Raw genomic sequence first — 20,621 nt, 5'->3', positions numbered from 1 at the left:
AGCTTGAGCTCATAAACCCGCCGGGGGATGACTGGCGATGAATGTTCGCGATTCTACACGGCTGGCGGCAGGAGGGAATGGCTGCGAGCGTGCAGAGCGCCCTCACGAGACGTGCGGCCTACACCGTCGTGGTTATTTTGCTACTGCTTAGCGCACGCCGACTGATCAACGCGTTCAATCCCAGCCCTACCGCGCTCAGGGTCAAAAAGCACAAGCCCAGCGCGGTGGTCAGGTGTTCGCTGGCCAGATTGATCACGGCGCTGATCAGCCCGCCGCACATGAAAATCATCAGGCTGCCGGCAGAGGTCGAGGTGCCAGCGTGTTGCGGGTAAAGACTCATCGCCCTGGAGTTGGCGATGGGCCGGGAAACGGTGGTGCCCGCGGTACAGATCAGCATGGGGATCAGCACGGTGGCAGCCGACAGGCCGAACTGCCAGGCCAGCCACAGCATCACCAGCCCCGACAGGGCGATCAGACCCAGGCCGATGATTATTTGTGTGCCGCCTTCCAGATAGCGATGCAGGATGCTGGCAACAATCCCGCCGACCACATAGGCCGCACCATAGAGCAACAGCGCCCAGGCGAACTGGTAGGCGGAAAGGTCCAGATGCTCCATGAAAATGATCGGTGAGATGACGAGAAACGAGAAATGGCAGGCGAAGGCGAGGGCGGAAATCAGCCAGTAACCGGTAAAACGGATGTCCGAAAGGAGCAGCCAGTAAGCGCCGAAAAATCGCCGTGGCGCCCGCTCGCTGCTGCGGCTCTCTCTCAGCAGAAACCAGGATCTCAACCAGACGATGATCGCCAGGCTGATGAAGACATAGAAGCTGCCCTGCCAGCCCAGATGCAACTGCAGCCAGGTGCCCATCAGCGGCGAACTGGAGATGAAAATCCCGCCGGCGGTGGTCATCCAGATCCGCAGGCGTTCCAGCTCCCTGCCGGCGAAGAGATCCTGGACCAGCGCCTGAGACAACGCAAACGACCCGCAACCCACTGCCTGAATCACGCGAAATACCAGAAACCAAGTGAAATCACTGGCGAACAGGCAGCCCGTTGCACCCACTGCTGCGAGTGCTACTCCTCCCAGCAAGAGCTTCTTACGCCCGAACATATCCGACAGCGGCCCGATCAACAGCAGCGAAAACGCCAGGCCGATGGCAAAGATGCTGACGGACAAGGCGATATCGGAAGGGGATGTGCGGAAGTGCTCGGAAAGGGCGGGAAACGAGGGCAGAACCACGTCGAGAGGGAAAACGGCGAGGAGCGTCATGGTCATCAACAACAGGATGAACGACGATTTTTCTTTGGCGTGAATGGCAGGAGTCATCAAACAACGCTCTCGATCCGTGAGGGGGGAGGCGAGGATTGATTTGATGAGGGGGACAAGTCAATGCAGCAGGTGTAGGACTGTTCTGAAACTGTTGCGGGAGCGAGCTGACTCGCTCCCGCAATCAGACAGCGGTTTAGCTGTTTGGCAGCAACCGGCAGGTGATGCTTTTGATGTAGCGGGTTTCAGCGATCGCCGGGTGCACCGGATGATCCGGGCCCTGGCCGCCGCGTTCCAGCATCTGGATGTTGCGGTCCAGGTGACGGGCGCTGGTCAGCAGGATGTTCTGCAGGTCGTCTTCCGGCAGGTGCATCGAGCACGAGGCGCTTACGAGGATGCCGTCCTTGCTGAGCAGGCGCATGGCTTGCTCGTTCAAGCGACGGTAGGCGCCTTCGCCGTTTTTCATGTCTTTCTTGCGTTTGATGAATGCTGGCGGGTCGGCCACGATGACGTCGAAGCGCTCTTCGCTGGCTTTCAGCTCTTTCAGGGCTTCGAAGACGTCGCCTTCGATGCAGGTCATCTTCTCGGCAAAACCGTTCAGCGCGGCGTTGCGTTCCACACCGTCGAGGGCGAAGGCCGATGCGTCGACGCAGAACACTTCACTGGCGCCGAATGCGGCTGCTTGCACACCCCAGCCACCGATGTAGCTGTAGAGGTCGAGTACGCGTTTGCCTTTGGCATATGGGGCCAGACGGGCGCGGTTCATACGGTGGTCGTAGAACCAGCCGGTTTTCTGACCCTGGATGACCGGGGCTTCGAATTTAACGCCGTTCTCTTCCAGCGCGACCCACTCCGGCACCAGGCCGAACACGGTTTCGACGTAGCGGTTGAGGCCTTCGGCGTCACGGGCGGCGGAGTCGTTCTTGAACAGAATGCCGCTTGGCTTGAGCACTTGGGTCAGCGCTGCGATCACGTCGTCTTTATGGGCTTCCATGGTCGCCGAAGCGATCTGCACCACCAGGATGTCGCCGAAACGGTCGACCACCAGGCCTGGCAGCAGGTCGGAGTCACCGTAGACCAGGCGGTAGAACGGCTTGTCGAACAGGCGATCACGCAAGGACAGGGCGACGTTCAGGCGATGCACCAGCAGCGACTTGTCCAGCGGCAACTTGATGTCGCGCGACAGCAGGCGGGCGCAGATCAGGTTGTTCGGGCTCATGGCAACGATGCCCAGCGGCTTGCCGCCGGCGGCTTCGAGGATCGCCTGGTCGCCGGCCTTGAAGCCGTGCAACGGGGTGGCGGCTACATCGATTTCGTTGCTGTAGACCCACAAGTGGCCGTTTCGCAGGCGACGGTCGGCGTTGGCTTTGAGGCGCAGGCTAGGCAGGGACATGACGTCGCTCCGGAAAAAAGAGCGGGAGTATAGCGTGTTGAGGCTTGGGGCGGGCTGGGTGGGCGATGAAACGCTGATGGCCTCTTCGCGGGCAAGCCTCGCTCCCACAGGTTCGTATAGACCTGTAGGAGCGAGGCTTGCCCGCGAAAGCGATTTCGAACGCTACGCCGATATGAAACTTCGTCCGAAAGGCCGGCCATGGTGTCGGATCCAACTTTATAAAGGTTAGAATCGCCACCTGTCCCAGAGTGTGTACTTATGTCCCAAGAGCTGACCACCGAACAGATCCAACAGTCCCTGCAAGGCATCAGTGTGCCGGCCCAGCCGCAGATCATGGTGGATTTGCAGATGGAGCAGTACATGCCCGATCCGGACCTGGAAGTGATCGCCAAGCTGATCTCCCAGGACCCGGGCCTCTCTGGCGCCTTGCTGAAGATCGTCAACTCGCCGTATTACGGCTTGAGTAACAAGATCGCCTCGATCCAGCGTGCGGTGAATCTGCTGGGCAGCCGTTCGATCATCAACCTGATCAACGCGCAGTCGATCAAGGGCGAAATGAACGATGACACCATCGTCACCCTGAACCGTTTCTGGGACACCGCTCAGGACGTGGCGATGACCTGCCTGAGCCTGGCCAAGCGCATCGGCGTCCAGGCGGGCGATGAAGCGTACGCCCTGGGCCTGTTCCACGATTGCGGCGTGCCGCTGATGTTGCAGCGCTTCCCCAACTACATGACCGTTCTGGAAGAAGCCTACGCCAGCGCCAGTGCTGAATGCCGCATCGTCGACACCGAAAACCGGGTGTTCAATACCAACCATGCGGTGGTCGGTTACTACACAGCCAAATCCTGGCGCCTGCCGGAGCACGTGAGCACGGCGATCGCCAATCACCACAATGCACTGGCGATTTTCAGCGATGAGTCTTCGCGCAACAGTCAGCTGAAAAACCTGCTGGCCATCCTGAAGATGGCCGAGCACATCTGTGCGTCCTACCGGGTACTGGGCAACCAGACCGAGGACCATGAATGGAACAGCATCGCGCCGCTAGTGCTCGATTACGTGGGCCTCTCGGACTACGACTTCGACACCCTCAAACAAACCATTCGCGACCTCGGCACTCACCGCTGAGTGGGGGTGTGCGCCTGATTCGAGAGCACCATGCCTGAACTGCCGGAAGTCGAAACCACCCGCCGCGGAATTGCGCCGCACCTGGAAGGCCAGCGCGTCAGCCGGGTGATCGTGCGTGATCGTCGCCTGCGCTGGCCGATCCCTGAAGACCTGGATGTGCGGCTCTCCGGCCAGCGCATCGTGCTGGTGGAGCGGCGCGCCAAGTACTTGCTGATCAATGCCGAAGTGGGCACGTTGATCAGTCATTTGGGGATGTCGGGCAATCTGCGTCTGGTGGAAGTCGGCATGCCGGCCGCCAAGCATGAGCATGTGGATATCGAGTTGGAGTCGGGCCTGGCCCTGCGTTACACCGACCCGCGACGGTTCGGCGCGATGCTCTGGAGCCTCGACCCGCTCAACCACGAATTGCTGATTCGCCTGGGGCCGGAGCCGTTGACCGACCTGTTCGACGGCGAGCGCCTGTTCCAGCAGTCCCGCGGGCGTTCGATGGCGGTCAAGCCGTTCATCATGGACAACGCGGTGGTGGTCGGCGTCGGCAATATCTACGCGACTGAAGCGTTGTTCGCGGCCGGTATCGACCCGCGTCGTGAGGCCAAGAGCATTTCCCGGGCGCGCTATTTGAAATTGGCGATCGAGATCAAACGCATTCTGGCCGCCGCCATCGAGCGCGGCGGTACGACGTTGCGCGACTTTATCGGCGGCGACGGCCAGCCAGGTTATTTCCAGCAGGAATTGTTCGTGTACGGCCGTGGCAGTCAGCCGTGCAAGGTCTGCGGGACGGAGCTGCGGGAAGTCAAACTCGGGCAACGCGCCAGCGTCTTTTGCCCGCGCTGCCAGAGCTGATATGTCCTACGGTCTATAGTCAGTGTTCCCACTGTTATAGGACCAAGCCATGAACCTGCTTCGAACCGCTGCCGTCGTCGTGCTGCTGAGCGTCGGCGCGCCCGTGCTGGCGGCCAACACCGGCAGCGGCGATCCGCGCTACACCATCCAGAATCCCCCAGCGTACGCCATGCTCGGCGATTTGCTGATTGCCCGACCCTTGCTGGTCGCGGCAACGGTGATCGGTGCGGGGGCGTTTGTGGTGTCGTTGCCGTTTACCGCGCTGGGCGGCAATGTCGGCGATGCGGGGCAGGCGCTGGTGGTTGATCCGGCGAAGGCGGCGTTTGTGCGGTGTCTGGGGTGTATCGGGGAGGGGTTTGAACAGCGGGAGTGAAACCAGTTAGATCTTCGGTGTAGTGGATGGCCTCATCGCGGGCAAGCCCGCTCCCACAAGGTTTTGAGTTGACCACAATTTTTGTGTACACCCATTACCCTGTGGGAGCGGGCTTGCCCGCGATGGCGTCAGGACAGACACCGCAAATTCAAGCCTTGCCGGTAATGACCCGGTACTTCGCCATCAACTGCTCTTCAGTCTCCGGATGCGCCTCGTCCAGCGGAATGCAATCCACCGGGCAGACCTGCTGGCACTGAGGTTCGTCGTAATGGCCGACACACTGTGTGCACAGGTTCGGGTCGATCACGTAGATCTCTTCGCCTTGGGAAATGGCAGCGTTCGGGCACTCGGGTTCGCAGACGTCGCAGTTGATGCAATCGTCGGTGATGATCAGGGACATGCTAACTCCAGCCGGGGCGCAAGGCCCGGGCGCAATAAACCAATGCGCGCAATTGTGCCGCATTGGCGGGCGCAGTGCACGCGGGCCGCGATAAAGTGAAAAGATCGCAGCCTGCGGCAGCTCCTACTTCTTGAACCGCTGGGTCAGGGCGTCCGCCACCGCAGGGTGAACGAACTTGGTGATATCGCCGCCCAGGGCCGCGATTTCACGGACCAGCGTCGATGAGATGAACGAATAACGCTCGGACGGCGTAAGAAACAGGCTTTCCACGTCCGGCGCCAGTTGACGGTTCATGTTGGCGAGCTGAAATTCGTACTCGAAGTCCGACACTGCGCGCAAACCACGCAGGAACACGTTCGCATTCTTCTCTTTGGCGAAGTGCGCCAACAGCGTCGAGAAGCCGACGACTTCAACGTTCGGCAGATGTTTAGTGACCTCGCGGGCCAGCTCCACACGCTGTTCCAGGGGAAACAACGGGTTTTTCTTCGGGCTGGCAGCAACGGCAATGATCACATGATCGAACAGGCGCGCGGCGCGTTCGACCAAGTCGCCATGGCCCTTGGTAATAGGGTCGAAGGTACCTGGGTACAACACTCGGTTCATCGCGTCGTCCTGGCGGGAGTCCGTTGGGGAGTCGGATGGTATCGCAGCCTTCCCGGTCGGCCAAGTCGCCTTTTGGGTAAGAAAGCACTATAGACGGTGGGAATATTCGCTCTTTTCACGGGTTTTTCAAACGTTCGACGAGCGAAGTCGCCAATTGCGCTGTCAGCCCGTAGACCGACAATTGCGGGTTTGCGCCAATGCTGGTGGGGAACAGCGAGCCGTCGTGGATCGACAGGTTGCTGAGTTGATGATGCCGGCCAAGGCTGTCGGCCACGGCGTTTTTCGGGTCTTCGCCCATGGCGCAACCGCCCATCACATGGGCACTGCCCAGGCGTGTGCGATACAGCTCAAGGCTCAAACCGTCGATCAGCGTGCGCGCTTCGGCCAGGGTTTTCACGTAACGCGCGTCGGCGTGCATCGGCATGACGGCGTTGGCACCGCCGGCGAACTGGATCTCGGCCATGCTGTGGAACGCCCGGCGCAAACCGTCCCAGGCATAGGCTGAAACCTGATAGTCGAGCACTGGCGTGTTGTCACCGCGCAACTCGACGCTGCCGCCGGGGCTGTCCGGGTGAAAACCATCGCGCAGCAGCGCCAGCATGGCGTGGGTATGGGGCAGGTTTTCCATGTGCTGTGCGTTTTCCTTGCCGAAACCGCCGAGCAGAGTGGCCGCCAGCGCCGGGTGCAGCGGTGGCACTTCGAGTTTGTAAGCCATCTTGCCGGTCGTACCGTCCTGCCATTGAAAATGGTCGGAGTAGATCGACTGCGGCGCGCCGTAGAACGGGTTGATCACCTCGTCGAACAGCCCGGCGGACATGTTCACCAAATGCAAAAACGTTCGTTTGCCCAGCCGCTCGTGCGGGTCTGGCGCCTCTGATCTCAACAGCAGCGCGGGGCTGTTGATCCCACCGCCGGCCAGCACGTAATGCCGCGCCTTGACCGTGATCGTCTTGCCCGTGGGGGCGACGCAACGGTCGTCCATGGCCACGCATTGCAGGCCCGTGACTTTGCCGTCCTTGATCGATAATTTTTCAGCGCGGGCGAGGTAAATCAGTTCGCCACCCTTTTCCAGGGTCGCCGGAATCGTCGTGACCATCATCGATTGCTTGGCGTTGGTCGGGCAGCCCATGCCGCAATAACCGAGGTTCCAGCAACCGCGCACGTTGCGCGGGATGACGTGCCAGGTGTAACCGAGCTTCTCGCAGCCCTTGCGGATCACGTCGTTGTTGGCGTTCGGCGGGACCATCCACGGCGCGACACCTAGACGCTGTTCCATTTTCTCGAACCAGGGCGCCATCTCCGCGGGGCTGTGGCCTTTGACGTCGTGCTCCCTGGCCCAGTGTTCGAGGGTCGGGTCCGGGGTACGAAAGCTCGATGTCCAGTTGATCAGCGTGGTGCCGCCCACCGCCCGGCCTTGAAGGATGGTGATCGCGCCGTCCTTGCTCATGCGGCCGATGCCTTCCTGATAGAGGCTGGTGTAGGCCTGGTCTTCGAGCAGCTTGAAATCGCTGCTGGTCTTGAGCGGGCCTTCTTCGATCAGCAACACCTTGTAGCCAGCGGCGCTGAGGATTTCGGCGGTGGTGCCGCCCCCCGCGCCGCTGCCGATGATCGCCACGTCCGCTTCAAGGGTCAGGTCTTCGGTCAGTTGCGAGCTGTTGTGGGTTTTCCAGCCGCGGGCCATGCCTTCGCGGAACGGGTCGGGTACGGGCATGTTTGTGTTCTCTTGTTATTTTTGGATTCTGTGGTGATGCGGCTGGCGCCTTCGCGGGCAAGCCTCGCTCCTACAAGGTCTACGCGCTTCTGTAGGAGCGAGGCTTGCCCGCGAAGGGGACGCCTCGGTCTCAAACGGTCGGAGGCCCGGGATACCCGCAATGCGCCCACGATTCAGCCCGGCTGTACCACGCCATCATCACCATTTGCTGCAACGAGCTGTGCCCCATGCGCAACAGGCTGAACGAGCTGTTTTCCCAACGATCAAGAAAATGCCGGATCTCGTCGGCGCTGGCGTTTTCCCAACTGCCCCAGATCCCGGTCAGCGGTCCGCGAGTCACGGCCATCCCCAGCACATCGAACAATTGTCGGGTCAGCTTGAGCATTTCCGGCGACAGGTGATTCAGGCCGTTATCCAGGCAAAGTAAGGTCTGGTCGACCGCCGCCGGCATTTTCCCGGCGACCACGGCACCCTCGAGCATCACCGGAATCAGCGCTCGCAAAAACAGCAGGTCGCCGCTGCGCAGCATCGCGAAACCGCTGGCCGGGATGCTCGACGAACAACCGCTGAGGCTCGCGCCCAATCCGACCGTGGCCAGAAAAGCACTCGCGCCGAGGCTGAATTGAAGAAAGCCGCGCCGAGACAGCGCGGGTGTATCGGACAGGCCTGGGCTCATTATTGTTATTTCCCGGAAAAGAGTACCGTTAGCGGATAAACAGCTTCTGGATCAGTTTCTGGATGGATTTGCCGTACGGCGGGTAAATCAGCTTCGCCGCGTTGAAACGTTGTTTGATCAGCACGCCTTTGGCCTTGCTGAACGTCAGGAAACCTTCATGGCCGTGGTAATGGCCCATGCCGGAAGCGCCGATGCCGCCGAACGGCATGTCGTCCTGGGCAACATGCAGCAACGTGTCGTTCAGGCACACGCCGCCGGAGTGAGTCTCGTGCAGGACGCGGTTTTGTTCGCGCTTGTCGTAGCCGAAGTAATACAGCGCCAGCGGACGAGGTCGCTGGCTGATGTAGGCAAACGCTTCATCCAGGTCCTTGTACGGAACGATCGGCAGCAGCGGACCGAAGATTTCGTCCTGCATCACCATCATGTCGTCAGTGACGTTGAGCAGCAGGCTATGGCTCATGCGGCGCCCCTGGCCCTGGTCGAACAACGGGATCAGCAGCGCGCCTTTGCTGGTGGCATCGCTGATGTAGCCGTTGAGCCGGGCCAGTTGTCGGTCATTGATGATCGCGGTGTAGTCCGGGTTGTCGGCGAGGGTCGGATAAAATCCGCGAACTGCCTGACGATAGGCTTCGATGAAAGAACCTACGCGGTCTTCCGGCACCAGCACGTAGTCCGGGGCGACGCAGGTTTGTCCGGCGTTGAGCGTCTTGCCGAAGGCGATGCGTTCGGCGGCATCTTTCAATGGCACATCCCGGGAAACGATGGCCGGGGATTTTCCGCCCAGTTCCAGCGTCACCGGCGTCAGGTTCTCGGCGGCCGCGCGCATCACATGTTTGCCGATGCTGGTGGCGCCGGTGAACAACAGGTGGTCGAAACGCAGGCGGGAGAACGCCACGCCGATATCGGCCTCGCCGAGCACCACGCACACCAGGTCTTCGGGAAAGATCCGGCCCAGCAATGCCTTGAGCAGCAGGCCGGTGGCGGGGGTCGACTCGCTCAGTTTGAGCATCACCCGATTGCCCGCCGACAACGCACCCACCAAAGGGCCGATGGCCAGATACAGCGGGTAGTTCCAGGGCACGATCACCCCGACCACGCCCAGCGGCTGATAAACGACTTTGGCCGAGGCGGGCTGAAAGGCCACGCCGACTTTGCGCCGTGACGGCTTCATCCAGCCTTTGAGGTGCTGACTGGCATAGTGAATGCCGTGCAGGCTCGGCATCAGTTCGGCGAGCAGGGTTTCATCGGCGCTGCGGTGGCTGAAGTCCTGGCTGATGGCGTCGATCAGCGCCTGGCGTTCCGTGCTCAACAAATCCCGCAGGGCTTTGAGCCATTGCTGGCGCTGCGCCGCGGGCGGCATCGGGTTGGCGGCATAGGCTGCGCGCTGGGCGTCGAACAGGGTCTGGAGTTCTTCCAATGGCTGCTGCAAGTTCTGAAGGTAGGCAATTTCAGCAGACATGGTCATCTCCGGGCTTATTGTTGTGAAGAGCTTTTTAGAGTCTATGCTCTAGAAAGTCAAATGACATCCTGGCACAGCCTAGTTTTATCCACGGGCGGTTAGGTCGTAAGATGCCCGTCAACGCCCTCTGAATTAAAGCTCAAGCCATGGCCCCACGGATCAAAACCAGCGAGCGCATCGTGCAGAACAGCCTGGAGCTGTTCAATCAGCAGGGCGAGCGCAGCATCAGCACCAACCACATTGCTGCCCACATGGAAATTTCCCCGGGCAACCTGTACTACCACTTCCCCAACAAGCAGGCGATCATCGCCGTGTTGTTCAGTGAGTACGAAAGCCTGGTGGACAGCTTCCTGCGCCCGCCCCAGGGGCGCGCCGCGACGGTGGAGGACAAGCGTTACTACCTCCAGGAGTTGCTGGCGGCCATGTGGCGCTACCGGTTTTTGCACCGCGACCTCGAGCATTTGCTCGACAGCGATCCGGAACTGGCCGCCCGTTACCGACGTTTTTCCCAGCGCTGCGTGATCCAAGGCACGGCGATCTACAAAGGGTTCGTCGAGGCCGGCATCCTGGAGATGGATCGCGTGCAGATCGAATCCCTGACGCTCAACGCCTGGATCATCCTGACGTCATGGGTGCGTTTCCTGTGCACCACGCGGGAAAACTCCAATCACCTGAGCGAACAGGCGATCAAACGTGGGGTGTACCAGGTGCTGGTGCTGGAGGCCGGGTTCGTCACGGACCAATCCCGTGATGCGGTCAACGCCTTGTTCGAGGAGTTTTACGTGCCGTTGGCGCAAGCCCTGGAAGAAGTACAGTAGGATCAGACATCGCCTAATCACTGGAGCCCGTTATGCCCATTGCGCAATTGATCAGCCCGCAAGCACTGGACCTGAAAAAGGAGCAGCCGGGTCTGGTGATTCTGGATTGTCGTTTTGCCCTCGAAGACCCGGATTACGGCCAGCGCAGCTATGCCGAAGGGCATATTGCCGGGTCGAGTTTTGCCGATCTTGAACGCGACTTGAGCGGGACGGTCATCAAGGGTGTGACCGGGCGCCATCCGTTGCCCGAGCCTGAAGACTTGATCGAGCGTTTGCAGGCCTGGGGCATCGATGCCGACAGCGAAGTGGTTTTGTATGACGACGGCCCCGGCGCCTATGCGGCGCGGGCCTGGTGGTTGCTGGCCTGGCTGGGCAAGCGCGACGGTGTGTTCATCCTCGATGGCGGGCTCAAGGCCTGGCATGCGGCGGGTTTGCCCCTGAGTCTCGATGCTCCCGGTGGTGAGCGTGGCACCTTTAACGGTACGCCGGACAATGCGCTGATCCTGAACGCCGATCAGCTCCAGCAACGCCTCGGCCAACCCGAATTGACCCTGCTCGATGCTCGCGCCTTGCCGCGTTTCAAGGGCGAAGTGGAACCGATCGACCCGATCGCCGGACACATTCCCGGCGCGCAGTGCGCGGCGTTCACCGACAACCTGGGCAGCGACGGGCATTTCCTCCCGGCCGATCAGCTCAAGCAGCGGTTTGCCGCCAAACTGGGCAATCGCTCACCGAGTGATCTGGTGGCTTACTGCGGCTCTGGTGTGACGGCTTGCCATAATCTGTTTGCGTTGTGCCTTGCGGGATATCCGTTGGGATCGTTGTATGCCGGGTCGTGGAGCGAGTGGATCAACGAGCCTGCGCGGGGCGTCGCCGTCGGCGAATAAACACAAATCAAATGTGGGAAGGGCCGGGCGACGTTCCCACATTAGGGATGTGTCGTCAGCAACTGCCGCGCATTTCGATACGCCCCCGGCCCAACCCCGTAAACCTGCTTGAACTGCCGATTCAGGTGGCTCTGATCGGCAAATCCCAATTGCGTGGCCACTTCCAGCGGCAAGCATCCACCCTGCAATAACCCCCGTGCCCGGGCGATGCGCTGCTGTATCAGCCAGGTGTGCGGTGGCATGCCAGTGGCGCGGCGGAATACCCGGGCGAAGTGGAACGGCGACAGGTTCACCGCGGCCGCGAGTTCTTCCAGCGACGGCGGTGCCGCCAATTGCGCCTGCAGCAGTTCCTTGGCCAGGGTCACCGCTCGATGTTCCTTGCCGGGCTTGCCCGCGTCCGGGACAGCAGCGTGACGTTGCAGCAGCGACAGCATCAATTCCCGCCATGCCGTCTGCTGCTGCAGAGCGGTTGACGGTGTTTCCAGCAGTCGATGCAGTTGGCAGAAACCCTTCACCAGATCGGGATCGCGATAGAGCGTCGCGCCAAACGCCGGCAAGGTGTGGGTCGGCAGTTCCAGCTCGGTCAGCAGCGACAGAATCTGCTCGCTGTCGGGATAAAACGCCCGGTACAGCCAACCATCTTCCGTGCCCTTGTGGCCGGTGTGCAGTTCATCCGGATTGATCAGTACCAGCGTGCCGCTGCCCGCCAGGTGTTCGGCGCCGCGATAGCGATAACGCTGAGCGCCGGCCATGATCATGCCGATCACGTAACCGTCATGCACATGCGGGGCAAAACGGTGTTCGATGTAGCGCGCGGACAACAACTCGACCCCGGCCAACGGCGCCGTTTGCCAGAAACGGATCGACTCGCCCTGATCGGTAGCCATCGATCTACTCGCGACCCACGGCGGTCAGCCACTGCGGGATGCGCCGTTCCAGGTAGTAACCCGGTTGCCGGAGCGAGCCATCGACGAAGCCGACATGCCCGCCCTTGGCTTGCAGCTCGAGCTGGGTGCTGGCGGACAATTCCTTGGCTTGCGGCAGGCTGTGAGGAAACACAAACGGGTCGTCTGCCGCCTGAATGATCAGCGTTGGCGTGCGAATCTCGCCCAGGAAATAGCGGCTCGAGGCACGGCGATAATAATCCTGTGCATCGCTGAAACCATGCAGCGGCGCGGTGACCCGGCCATCGAAATCCCAGAACGTGCGCATGTTTTCCAGCGAGCCCAGGGCAGCCAGTTTCGCCAGGCCATCCTCGCGTCCGTCATGCTGGAACTGCCGTTGCTTGTTCTTGATGTAGGCGACCATCTCGCGCATGAAGTGCGCCTGATACACCTTCGAGAAACCCTGGCCGATACGGTCGGCGCACTGATCGAGCCGAAAGGGCACCGACACTGCCACGGCGCCGAGCACGCCACTGTCGCTGCCGGTCTCGCCCAAGTGTTTGAGCAAAACGTTGCCGCCGAGGGAATAACCGACCGCGTACAGCGGCGCGAGCGGCCGTTTGGCCCGCAGGTGTCTGATGGCTTCGGCAAGGTCTTCGCTGGCGCCGGAGTGGTAGCTGCGTGGCAACAGATTCGGTTCGCCCGAGCAGCCGCGCCAGTTCAGTGCAACACTGGCCCAGCCCTGGGCACCCAGCGCCTTCTGCACGCCGGCCACGTAAGGCGAATTGGAAGAACCGGTCAGGCCGTGCAAAACCAGCACCAGCGGCGTATCGGCGCTGTGCGGACCGTGCCAGTCCAGGTCAAGAAAGTCGCCATCCTCGAGCCACAAGCGTTCGCGCTCGCGTTCGATGTGCGTGGTTTTGCGCCAGAGCGGTCCCCACAAGGTCTGCAAGTGCGGGTTGCCCAGGCCGAAGGCGGGGATGAAGCGTTCTGACGGAAAGGACACGATTGCTCTCGATGCAGCGGTGCGCAACCTGTGCGCACCTTTTCAGGCCGGTCGGTTAACCGGCGATCTCTGCCATACGTTGCCACAACGAGTAGTAGACGCGCCCGGATTTCTGCTCGCGGTGCAGTCGCCAGTTCGCCGGCAAACCGAGCGTCGACGGTGCCGTTTCACTTTCGGTGTACACCCAGGCATCGTCCGCCAGCCATTGGCGCTCTTCGAGCAGGGTGCACACGGACGGCAACAGGTTCTGGTTGAAGGGCGGGTCGAGGAACACCAGGTCGTAAGCCACTGCTGGCTGGGTTTCCAGGTAGCGCAGGGCATCGGCCGTCTGAATCTGGCCGGTGGTGCAGCGCAGTGTGCCCAGATGTTCCTTGATGCTCGAGACCGCGATGTTGCTGGCGTCCAGCGCCTGGCCCATCGCCGCGCCACGGGACAGTGCCTCGAGGAACAACGCGCCGCTGCCGGCGAACGGGTCAAAGACCTTGGCCCCGGCGACATATGGTGCGAGCCAGTTGAACAATGTTTCACGCACTCGGTCTGGCGTCGGGCGCAGGCCCGGTGCATCGGGGAAGCTCAGCTTTCGGCTGCCCCATTCACCGCCGATGATGCGCAGTTGGTTCACGCCGTTGTGCACGTTGTGAACAGGTTTTTTAGGACGAGTGGCCATTAATGCTCCGGAACCCCGAGCGGCTGCTCGGCAGGTTTATCAGTAGGGGCCGGTAACGGCTTTTGCGGCACGGTCGGGCCAGCGCTGACGATGACCATTTTATCCGTGCTCAGGTGTTTGTTCAGTGCGGTTCTGACTTGCTCGACCGTCAGGCTCTGGGACTGCTGCATGAAGTCTTCCAGATAGCTCAGCGGCAGGTTGTAGAAACCCATCGCGCCGAGCTGGCCGACGATATCCGCGTTGCTGGCGGTGGACAGCGGGAAGCTGCCGGCCAGTTCACGCTTGGCGTCGTCGAGTTCTTTTTCGGTCGGCCCGGTTTTAAGGTAGTCGGCGAGTACGTCCTGCACCAGTTTCAGCGTGCCTTCACTCATCTCGGCGCGGGTTTGCAGGTTGATCATGAACGGGCCGCGCGCCTGCATCGGGGTGAAGCCCGAATACACGCCGTAGGTCAGACCGCGCTTCTCGCGCACTTCGCTCATCAAACGGGTGCCGAAGCCACCGCCGCCAAGGATCTGGTTGCCCATGGACAGGGCGGCGTAGTCCGGGTCGTCACGGTCGATGCCCAGTTGCGCGAGCATCAGGTTGGTCTGCTTGGACGGGAACTCGATGTGGCCGATGCTGGCTTTCGGCTCGACCGGTTGCGGCAGCTTCGCCAGCGCAGGGCCTTTTGGCAGCGCGCCGGAGACTTGCGCAGCAATCGCCTCGGCCTCGGCACGGGAAAGGTCGCCCACCAGCGCGATCACCACGTTGCCGGCGGCGTAGGCTTTCTCATGGAACGCCTTCAATTGGGCCAGGGTAATCGCCGGAACGGTTTTCGCCGTGCCGTCACTGGTATGCGCATACGGGTGATCGCCGTACAAGCGGTTCATCAGCTCGATGCTGGCCAGTTTGCCGGGGTTCTGTTTCTGGTATTCGAAGCCGGCGAGCATCTGGTTCTTGATCCGCGCAAAGGAATCGGCGGGGAAGGTCGGTTTGCCGACGACTTCGGAGAACAGCTTCAGTGCGGGCTCGCGTTTGTCCGCGGCGCTAAGGCTGCGCAACGAGGCCAGTGCCATGTCCTTGAACGCGCCGTTGCCGAAGTCGGCACCCAGGCCTTCGAAGCCCTGGGCAATGGCGCCAACATCTTTGCCGGCCACGCCTTCGTTGAGCATCGCGTTGGTCAGCACGGCCAGACCCGGCGCATCGCCGTCCTGGCTACTGCCCGCGGCGAAGATCAGGCGCATGTCGAACATCGGCAACTCGCGGGCTTCGACGAACAGCACCTTGGCGCCTTCGGCCGTGTTCCAGGTCTGCACGTCCAGCGTGCGGCGACTCGGTGCCTTGCCGTCGAGTTCGGCCAGCGATTGCAGTTTCTGGCTGGACTTGGCCTTGTCGAGGGCTTCGCTCGCGTTGGACTCGTCGGTCTTCAGGAAATAGAAAGCCGCCGATCCGATCAGCGCGACAGCGATCAGACCGATCAAGGCCAGATGTGGTTTTTTATGCTCACTCATGAGTCGTCTCCAGTGGCAGGACATGGGCGACGCTGAGACGTTCGCGGGTGAAATACAGCTTGGCGGCTTTCTGGATGTCTTCTGGCGTGACGCTTTCCAGTTCGGCCAGTTCGGTGTCCATCAGTTTCCACGACAGACCGACGGTTTCCAGTTGGCCGATGGCGGTTGCCTGGCTGGTGATCGAGTCTCGCTCGTAAACCAGGCCGGCAATCACCTGGGCCCGCACGCGCTCCAGCTCTTCAGCCGATGGCGCAGTGGTTTTCAGCTGTTCGAGCAGCTTCCACAAGCCGGCTTCGGCCTGGGCCATGGTTTTGTTCTTCTGGGTGTTCGGCGTTGCCGAAAGCGTGAACAGGCTGTCGCCTCGGGTATAGGCGTCGTAGCTCGACGATCCGCCGGACACCAGCTCTTCGCCGCGCTCCAGTTGTGTCGGGATGCGCCCGCTGTAGCCGCCGTCGAGCAGGGCCGAGATCAGGCGCAAGGCATGCACCGAACGCTTGTCTTCAGCGGTGGCGAGGCTGGGTACGTTGAAAGCCAGCATCAGGCTCGGCAATTGCGTCTGCACGTGCAGCGTGATCTGGCGTTCGCCGGGCTCAGCCAGTTCCATCGGGATCTTCGCCGGCGGCACATCACGCTTGGCAATCGGACCGAAATAGCGCTGGGCCAGGGTTTTGACTTCATCCGGGGTCACGTCGCCGACCACCACCAGCGTGGCGTTGTTCGGCACGTACCAGGATTGGTACCAGTGGCGCAGCTCTTCAACCTTCATGCGGTCGAGGTCAGCCATCCAGCCGATGGTCGGCGTGTGGTAACCGCTGGCCGGGTAAGCCATGGCCTTGAAGCGTTCGTAGGCCTTGGACATCGGCTTGTCGTCGGTGCGCAGACGGCGTTCTTCTTTAATGACTTCGATTTCGCGGGCGAACTCGTCAGCGGGCAGGCGCAGGCTGGCCATGCGGTCCGCTTCAAGTTCGAAGGCCACGCCCAGGCGGTCGCGGGCCAGTACTTGGTAATAAGCGGTGAAGTCGTCGCTGGTGAAGGCGTTCTCTTCGGCGCCGAGGTCGCGCAGGATCAGCGAAGCTTCACCGGGGCCGACTTTCTCGCTGCCCTTGAACATCATGTGTTCCAGGGCGTGGGACAAACCGGTCTGCCCCGGCGTCTCGTAGCTGGAGCCGACCTTGTACCAGACTTGGGAAACCACCACCGGCGCGCGATGGTCTTCACGCACGATGACCTTCAGGCCGTTGTCGAGGGTGAATTCGTGGGTGGGTTGCGGGTCGGCAGCGAGGGCTGAAAGTGGCAGACAAACTGTGCTGAGCAGCAGGCCTGCAGCGCGGCGGGCTAGAGCATTCATTCGTTTTTAAACCTTTGGGGCTGCCCGCTTGTTCTTAGCGTCAGCGGGCGAGAGGGTGCTAGGATACTGGTCCGTTTTACTGGCGGCCACGCCTATCAGGCCTTTGATCGGCCGGAAGGTTGCATGGGTTACCTGCGGAAGCTTTGAGTTTGTCAGCTAAACTCTGCGTTTTCGCCGACGATGCCGTTCCAGTCCTTCGTATTAGTCGACCTTTGAGGGGCTGTTTGCACCTCTACAAAATGTTGCGCGTGAACAAGCTGGGTCAATCGCAGTCTGTTCTGCATCGAATATTTATTTGCCGGGGCGCCCTTTGGCGCGTCGCTACCGTGAGATAGCCGTCCTCCATGTTTGGTTCCAACGACGACAAGAAAGCCCCAGCTGCGGCTGGCGAGAAGAAAAGCCTGTTCGGATGGCTGCGCAAAAAGCCGCAGGAAACCGTCGTCGAACAGCCACAACCCATTTCTGAGCCACAGCCTGCACCGGTAATAGATGAAGCGCCGGCGCCGGTTGTCCTGCCGATCGCCGAGCCGGTGCTGCAACCGGTGGTTGAGGCGCAAACCGAAGTCGTGGCCGAACAGCCGCCGACCCCCGTCGCCGAACCGTGGCTGACATTGCCGGTGGCGGAAGAACCGGTGGCATTGGTCGAAGACGAACTGGCGCCGCATATTACGCCACCGATTCCAGCGCCGACTGCGTTCACGCCTGAGCCGATCCAGGCGACGGTTGTTGAGCTGACTGTTGAACCGGTTGTTGTGGCCGAGCCTGTGCCGGTTGTTCCAGAACCTGTGATTCCAGCCTTCGTTGCTCCGGCCGCTCCGGTTGCTCCGGTTGCTCCAGCTGCTCCGGTTGTTCCAGCGCCAGAGCCTGCACCGGTCGTCACTCCCGTGGCCGCCGCGCCCGTCGTACCCGTCGAAACACCCGCCGAGCCTGCGCGCACTGAGGAAACCAAAGCCGGTTTCTTCGCCCGCCTCAAGCAAGGCCTGTCCAAGACCAGCGCCAGCATCGGCGAAGGCATGGCCAGCCTGTTCCTGGGCAAGAAAATCATCGATGACGAGCTGCTCGAAGACATCGAAACCCGTTTGCTGACGGCCGACGTTGGCGTCGAAGCCACTTCCGTGATCATCCAGCGCCTGACCCAAAAGGTTGCCCGTAAAGAGCTGGCCGATGCCGACGCGCTGTACAAATCCCTGCAGGCTGAACTGGCGGCGATGCTCAAGCCGGTCGAACAGCCGCTGAAAATCTCCTCGCAGAACAAGCCGTTCGTGATTCTGGTCGTCGGCGTCAACGGCGCCGGCAAGACCACCACCATCGGCAAACTGGCGAAAAAACTGCAACTCGAAGGCAAGAAAGTCATGCTCGCGGCGGGTGATACCTTCCGTGCCGCGGCAGTCGAGCAATTGCAGGTGTGGGGCGAGCGCAACAAGATTCCGGTGATCGCCCAGCACACCGGCGCTGACTCGGCTTCGGTTATCTTCGATGCCGTGCAAGCGGCCAAGGCCCGCGGCATTGACGTGTTGATCGCCGATACCGCCGGTCGTCTGCACACCAAAGACAATTTGATGGAAGAGCTGAAGAAGGTTCGCCGGGTGATCAGCAAGCTCGACGCCGATGCACCGCACGAAGTGCTGCTGGTGCTCGATGCCGGCACCGGTCAGAACGCGATCAGCCAGGCCAAGCAATTCAACCAGACCGTCGAACTGACGGGCCTGGCGCTGACCAAGCTCGATGGCACCGCCAAAGGCGGAGTGATTTTCGCCCTGGCCAAGCAGTTTGGCTTGCCGATTCGCTACATCGGCGTCGGTGAAGGCATCGATGACTTGCGTACTTTTGAAGCAGAACCCTTTGTCCAGGCACTCTTTGCCGAGCGGGAGCGTTCATGATTCGTTTCGAACAGGTCGGTAAACGCTACCCGAACGGTCACGTCGGCTTGCATGAGCTGAGCTTTCGAGTCCGTCGGGGCGAATTCTTGTTTGTGACCGGCCACTCCGGCGCCGGTAAAAGCACCCTGCTGCGCCTGCTGCTGGCGATGGAACGTCCGACCACCGGCAAGTTGCTGCTGGCCGGCCAGGACCTCGGCACCATCAGCAATGCGCAAATTCCTTTTCTGCGTCGGCAGATTGGCGTGGTGTTCCAGAACCACCAGTTGCTGTTCGATCGCACGGTGTTCAATAACGTTGCGCTGCCCCTGCAGATCCTCGGTCTTTCCAAGGCCGAGATCGCCAAACGTGTGGATTCGGCCCTGGAGCGCGTGGCGCTGTCGGATAAAACCGATCTGTACCCCGGCGACCTGTCCACCGGCCAGCAACAACGCGTCGGCATTGCCCGCGCCATCGTTCACCGTCCGGCGTTGCTGCTGGCGGATGAGCCGACGGGTAACCTCGATCCACGCCTGGCCGCCGAGATCATGGGGGTGTTCGAAGACATCAACCGCCTGGGCACCAGCGTGCTGATCGCCAGCCACGACCTGGCCCTGATCGCTCGCATGCGTCATCGCATGCTGACCCTGCAACGCGGCCGACTGATCGGTGACGGGGAGGCGGGCGTATGAGTGCGACACGCAGCCCTAAAGTCTCCGAGCGCGTGGCGCCGAAAGCCGCCGATCCGCAGCCGCAGAAGAAAAAACGCGACGATGACGACGGCCCGGACTTCGCCACACTGTTCCGCGCCTGGGTCGAAAGCCATCGCGCCAGTCTGCTGGACAGTTTGCGTCGCCTGGGCAAGCAGCCCATCGGCAGCTTCTTTACCTGCATGGTGATGGCGGTGGCCCTGAGTTTGCCCATGGGCCTGTCACTTTTGCTAAGTAACGTCGAGCGTCTGGGCGGTTCCTGGCAGCGTGCGGCGCAGATCTCCCTGTACCTGCAACTCGAGGCCAGCCCGGCGGAAGGCGAGTCGTTGCGCGAGCAGATCAAAGCCATTCCCGGCGTCGCCGAGGCTGAATATGTCGGCCGCGATCAGGCGCTGGAAGAGTTTCAGCAGCAGTCCGGCCTGGGCGATGCGCTGAAGGAATTGCCGGAAAACCCGCTGCCAGGCGTGGTGCTGGTGACCCCGAACGAAGTCGACAAGCCCGCGCTTGAAGCATTACGACAAAAACTTTCCGAGTTGCCGAAGGTACAACAGGCACAACTTGATCTAGTCTGGGTCGAGCGTCTGGCAGCCATCCTCAAGCTGGGTGACCGTTTTGTCTTCGGTCTAACCGTGCTTCTGGTTTCTGCATTACTTTTGGTGATAGGCAATACCATTCGTCTTCATATTGAAAACCGCCGCACAGAGATAGAAGTGATTAAACTCGTCGGTGGCACTGACAGCTATGTGCGCAGGCCTTTTCTTTATATGGGCGCGTTGTATGGCTTCGGTGCGGGGATTCTTTCCTGGGGCGTATTGGCGTTTGGCCTGAACTGGCTGAACGAGGCTGTGGTCGGACTGGCCGGTTTGTATGGCAGTGATTTCGCACTGGCCGGGGTACCGGTTGCCGACGGTCTGCCGCTCTTGCTTGGCGCGGTGCTGTTGGGGTATATCGGTGCATGGATTGCAGTCGCACGCCACCTGCGGGAGCTTGCGCCAAAGTAATATCATTTTGCTCGTATTGACCTTTCAGCTTTTATGGGTTTAGGGAACTTGTTCTTCGGTTTCCGGTCAATTTTCGCAGTGCTGAACTGCACGAGTTTGAA

At 61.1% G+C, this 20,621-nt stretch carries 20 protein-coding genes; 8 read left to right on the top strand and 12 right to left on the bottom strand.

Features of this window, described 5'->3' with window-relative positions; genetic code table 11:
• Nucleotides 1–118: 118 nt before the first annotated feature.
• Both J2Y86_RS16250 and J2Y86_RS16245 read right to left on the bottom strand, forming a co-directional pair.
• Nucleotides 119–1,327, bottom strand: a complete 1,209-nt coding sequence (locus J2Y86_RS16250) for an MFS transporter (protein WP_253433330.1) — start codon at nucleotides 1,325–1,327, stop codon at nucleotides 119–121.
• A gap of 136 nt (nucleotides 1,328–1,463) precedes the next feature.
• Entirely contained in the window at nucleotides 1,464–2,660 is a 1,197-nt protein-coding gene (locus J2Y86_RS16245) for a class I SAM-dependent rRNA methyltransferase (RefSeq protein WP_017341306.1), read from the bottom strand.
• 312 nt (nucleotides 2,661–2,972) lie between these two features.
• Between J2Y86_RS16245 and J2Y86_RS16240 the strand changes: the two genes are divergently transcribed.
• The 3 genes from J2Y86_RS16240 to J2Y86_RS16230 are packed head-to-tail and all read left to right on the top strand — an operon-like array spanning nucleotide 2,973 to nucleotide 5,004.
• Nucleotides 2,973–3,788, top strand: a complete 816-nt coding sequence (locus J2Y86_RS16240) for an HDOD domain-containing protein (protein WP_253440322.1) — start codon at nucleotides 2,973–2,975, stop codon at nucleotides 3,786–3,788.
• Between the two features lie 30 nt (nucleotides 3,789–3,818).
• Nucleotides 3,819–4,631 carry a bifunctional DNA-formamidopyrimidine glycosylase/DNA-(apurinic or apyrimidinic site) lyase gene (gene mutM, locus J2Y86_RS16235; RefSeq protein ID WP_017341303.1) on the top strand — a complete coding sequence of 271 codons (813 nt, stop codon included), beginning with the start codon at nucleotides 3,819–3,821 and terminating at the stop codon, nucleotides 4,629–4,631.
• Between the two features lie 49 nt (nucleotides 4,632–4,680).
• Entirely contained in the window at nucleotides 4,681–5,004 is a 324-nt protein-coding gene (locus tag J2Y86_RS16230; RefSeq protein WP_253433327.1) for a multidrug transporter, read from the top strand.
• Between the two features lie 148 nt (nucleotides 5,005–5,152).
• On the opposite strand, the gene J2Y86_RS16225 is transcribed toward J2Y86_RS16230, so the two are convergent.
• The 5 genes from J2Y86_RS16225 to J2Y86_RS16205 form a co-directional block, all read right to left on the bottom strand.
• Nucleotides 5,153–5,404, bottom strand: a complete 252-nt coding sequence (locus J2Y86_RS16225) for a YfhL family 4Fe-4S dicluster ferredoxin (protein WP_048722619.1) — start codon at nucleotides 5,402–5,404, stop codon at nucleotides 5,153–5,155.
• A 123-nt stretch (nucleotides 5,405–5,527) separates the two neighbouring features.
• The gene (gene coaD, locus J2Y86_RS16220) at nucleotides 5,528–6,007 is read right to left on the bottom strand and encodes a pantetheine-phosphate adenylyltransferase (RefSeq protein WP_123509806.1); all 480 of its coding nucleotides are present in this window, start codon (nucleotides 6,005–6,007) and stop codon (nucleotides 5,528–5,530) included.
• A gap of 115 nt (nucleotides 6,008–6,122) precedes the next feature.
• Nucleotides 6,123–7,718, bottom strand: a complete 1,596-nt coding sequence (locus tag J2Y86_RS16215; protein ID WP_253433324.1) for a GMC family oxidoreductase — start codon at nucleotides 7,716–7,718, stop codon at nucleotides 6,123–6,125.
• A gap of 130 nt (nucleotides 7,719–7,848) precedes the next feature.
• Nucleotides 7,849–8,394, bottom strand: a complete 546-nt coding sequence (locus J2Y86_RS16210; RefSeq protein ID WP_253433321.1) for a twin-arginine translocation pathway signal protein — start codon at nucleotides 8,392–8,394, stop codon at nucleotides 7,849–7,851.
• Between the two features lie 28 nt (nucleotides 8,395–8,422).
• Nucleotides 8,423–9,853 carry a coniferyl aldehyde dehydrogenase gene (locus J2Y86_RS16205; protein WP_253433318.1) on the bottom strand — a complete coding sequence of 477 codons (1,431 nt, stop codon included), beginning with the start codon at nucleotides 9,851–9,853 and terminating at the stop codon, nucleotides 8,423–8,425.
• 146 nt (nucleotides 9,854–9,999) lie between these two features.
• Between J2Y86_RS16205 and J2Y86_RS16200 the strand changes: the two genes are divergently transcribed.
• Together J2Y86_RS16200 and J2Y86_RS16195 are read left to right on the top strand one after the other, a co-directional pair.
• A complete protein-coding gene (locus J2Y86_RS16200) occupies nucleotides 10,000–10,671 on the top strand; it encodes a TetR/AcrR family transcriptional regulator (RefSeq protein ID WP_253433315.1) in 672 nt (223 codons plus the stop codon).
• 32 nt (nucleotides 10,672–10,703) lie between these two features.
• A complete protein-coding gene (locus tag J2Y86_RS16195; protein WP_253433312.1) occupies nucleotides 10,704–11,558 on the top strand; it encodes a sulfurtransferase in 855 nt (284 codons plus the stop codon).
• Between the two features lie 41 nt (nucleotides 11,559–11,599).
• Here J2Y86_RS16195 and J2Y86_RS16190 read toward each other — a convergent pair whose 3' ends face one another.
• From J2Y86_RS16190 to J2Y86_RS16170, 5 genes are read right to left on the bottom strand one after another with little or no spacing between them, the layout of a single operon-like run.
• Nucleotides 11,600–12,445, bottom strand: a complete 846-nt coding sequence (locus tag J2Y86_RS16190; protein ID WP_253433309.1) for an AraC family transcriptional regulator — start codon at nucleotides 12,443–12,445, stop codon at nucleotides 11,600–11,602.
• Between the two features lie 4 nt (nucleotides 12,446–12,449).
• Entirely contained in the window at nucleotides 12,450–13,448 is a 999-nt protein-coding gene (locus tag J2Y86_RS16185) for a hydrolase (RefSeq protein ID WP_253433306.1), read from the bottom strand.
• A gap of 55 nt (nucleotides 13,449–13,503) precedes the next feature.
• Entirely contained in the window at nucleotides 13,504–14,115 is a 612-nt protein-coding gene (gene rsmD / locus J2Y86_RS16180) for a 16S rRNA (guanine(966)-N(2))-methyltransferase RsmD (protein WP_253433302.1), read from the bottom strand.
• Nucleotides 14,115–15,605, bottom strand: coding sequence for a M16 family metallopeptidase (locus J2Y86_RS16175; protein WP_253433299.1), 1,491 nt, complete (start codon nucleotides 15,603–15,605; stop codon nucleotides 14,115–14,117). The genes rsmD and J2Y86_RS16175 overlap by 1 nt, the downstream gene beginning before the upstream one ends.
• On the bottom strand, nucleotides 15,598–16,953 hold the full coding sequence (locus J2Y86_RS16170) for a M16 family metallopeptidase (protein ID WP_253433296.1): 1,356 nt from the start codon (nucleotides 16,951–16,953) through the stop codon (nucleotides 15,598–15,600). The genes J2Y86_RS16175 and J2Y86_RS16170 overlap by 8 nt, the downstream gene beginning before the upstream one ends.
• 344 nt (nucleotides 16,954–17,297) lie before the next feature.
• Between J2Y86_RS16170 and ftsY the strand changes: the two genes are divergently transcribed.
• Genes ftsY through ftsX form a run of 3 tightly spaced genes read left to right on the top strand, consistent with a single transcriptional unit; the run spans nucleotide 17,298 to nucleotide 20,520 of the window.
• A complete protein-coding gene (gene ftsY, locus J2Y86_RS16165) occupies nucleotides 17,298–18,833 on the top strand; it encodes a signal recognition particle-docking protein FtsY (protein WP_253433293.1) in 1,536 nt (511 codons plus the stop codon).
• A complete protein-coding gene (gene ftsE, locus J2Y86_RS16160; RefSeq protein ID WP_017341290.1) occupies nucleotides 18,830–19,501 on the top strand; it encodes a cell division ATP-binding protein FtsE in 672 nt (223 codons plus the stop codon). Before ftsY ends, ftsE begins: the two co-directional genes overlap by 4 nt.
• Entirely contained in the window at nucleotides 19,498–20,520 is a 1,023-nt protein-coding gene (gene ftsX, locus J2Y86_RS16155) for a permease-like cell division protein FtsX (protein ID WP_253433289.1), read from the top strand. The genes ftsE and ftsX overlap by 4 nt, the downstream gene beginning before the upstream one ends.
• Nucleotides 20,521–20,621: the final 101 nt, after the last annotated feature.

Source organism: Pseudomonas migulae (assembly GCF_024169315.1).
Classification (GTDB): domain Bacteria; phylum Pseudomonadota; class Gammaproteobacteria; order Pseudomonadales; family Pseudomonadaceae; genus Aquipseudomonas; species Aquipseudomonas migulae_B.
Note: the sequence above shows the minus strand (reverse complement) of the source record. Positions and strands in the feature narration are given on the sequence as shown.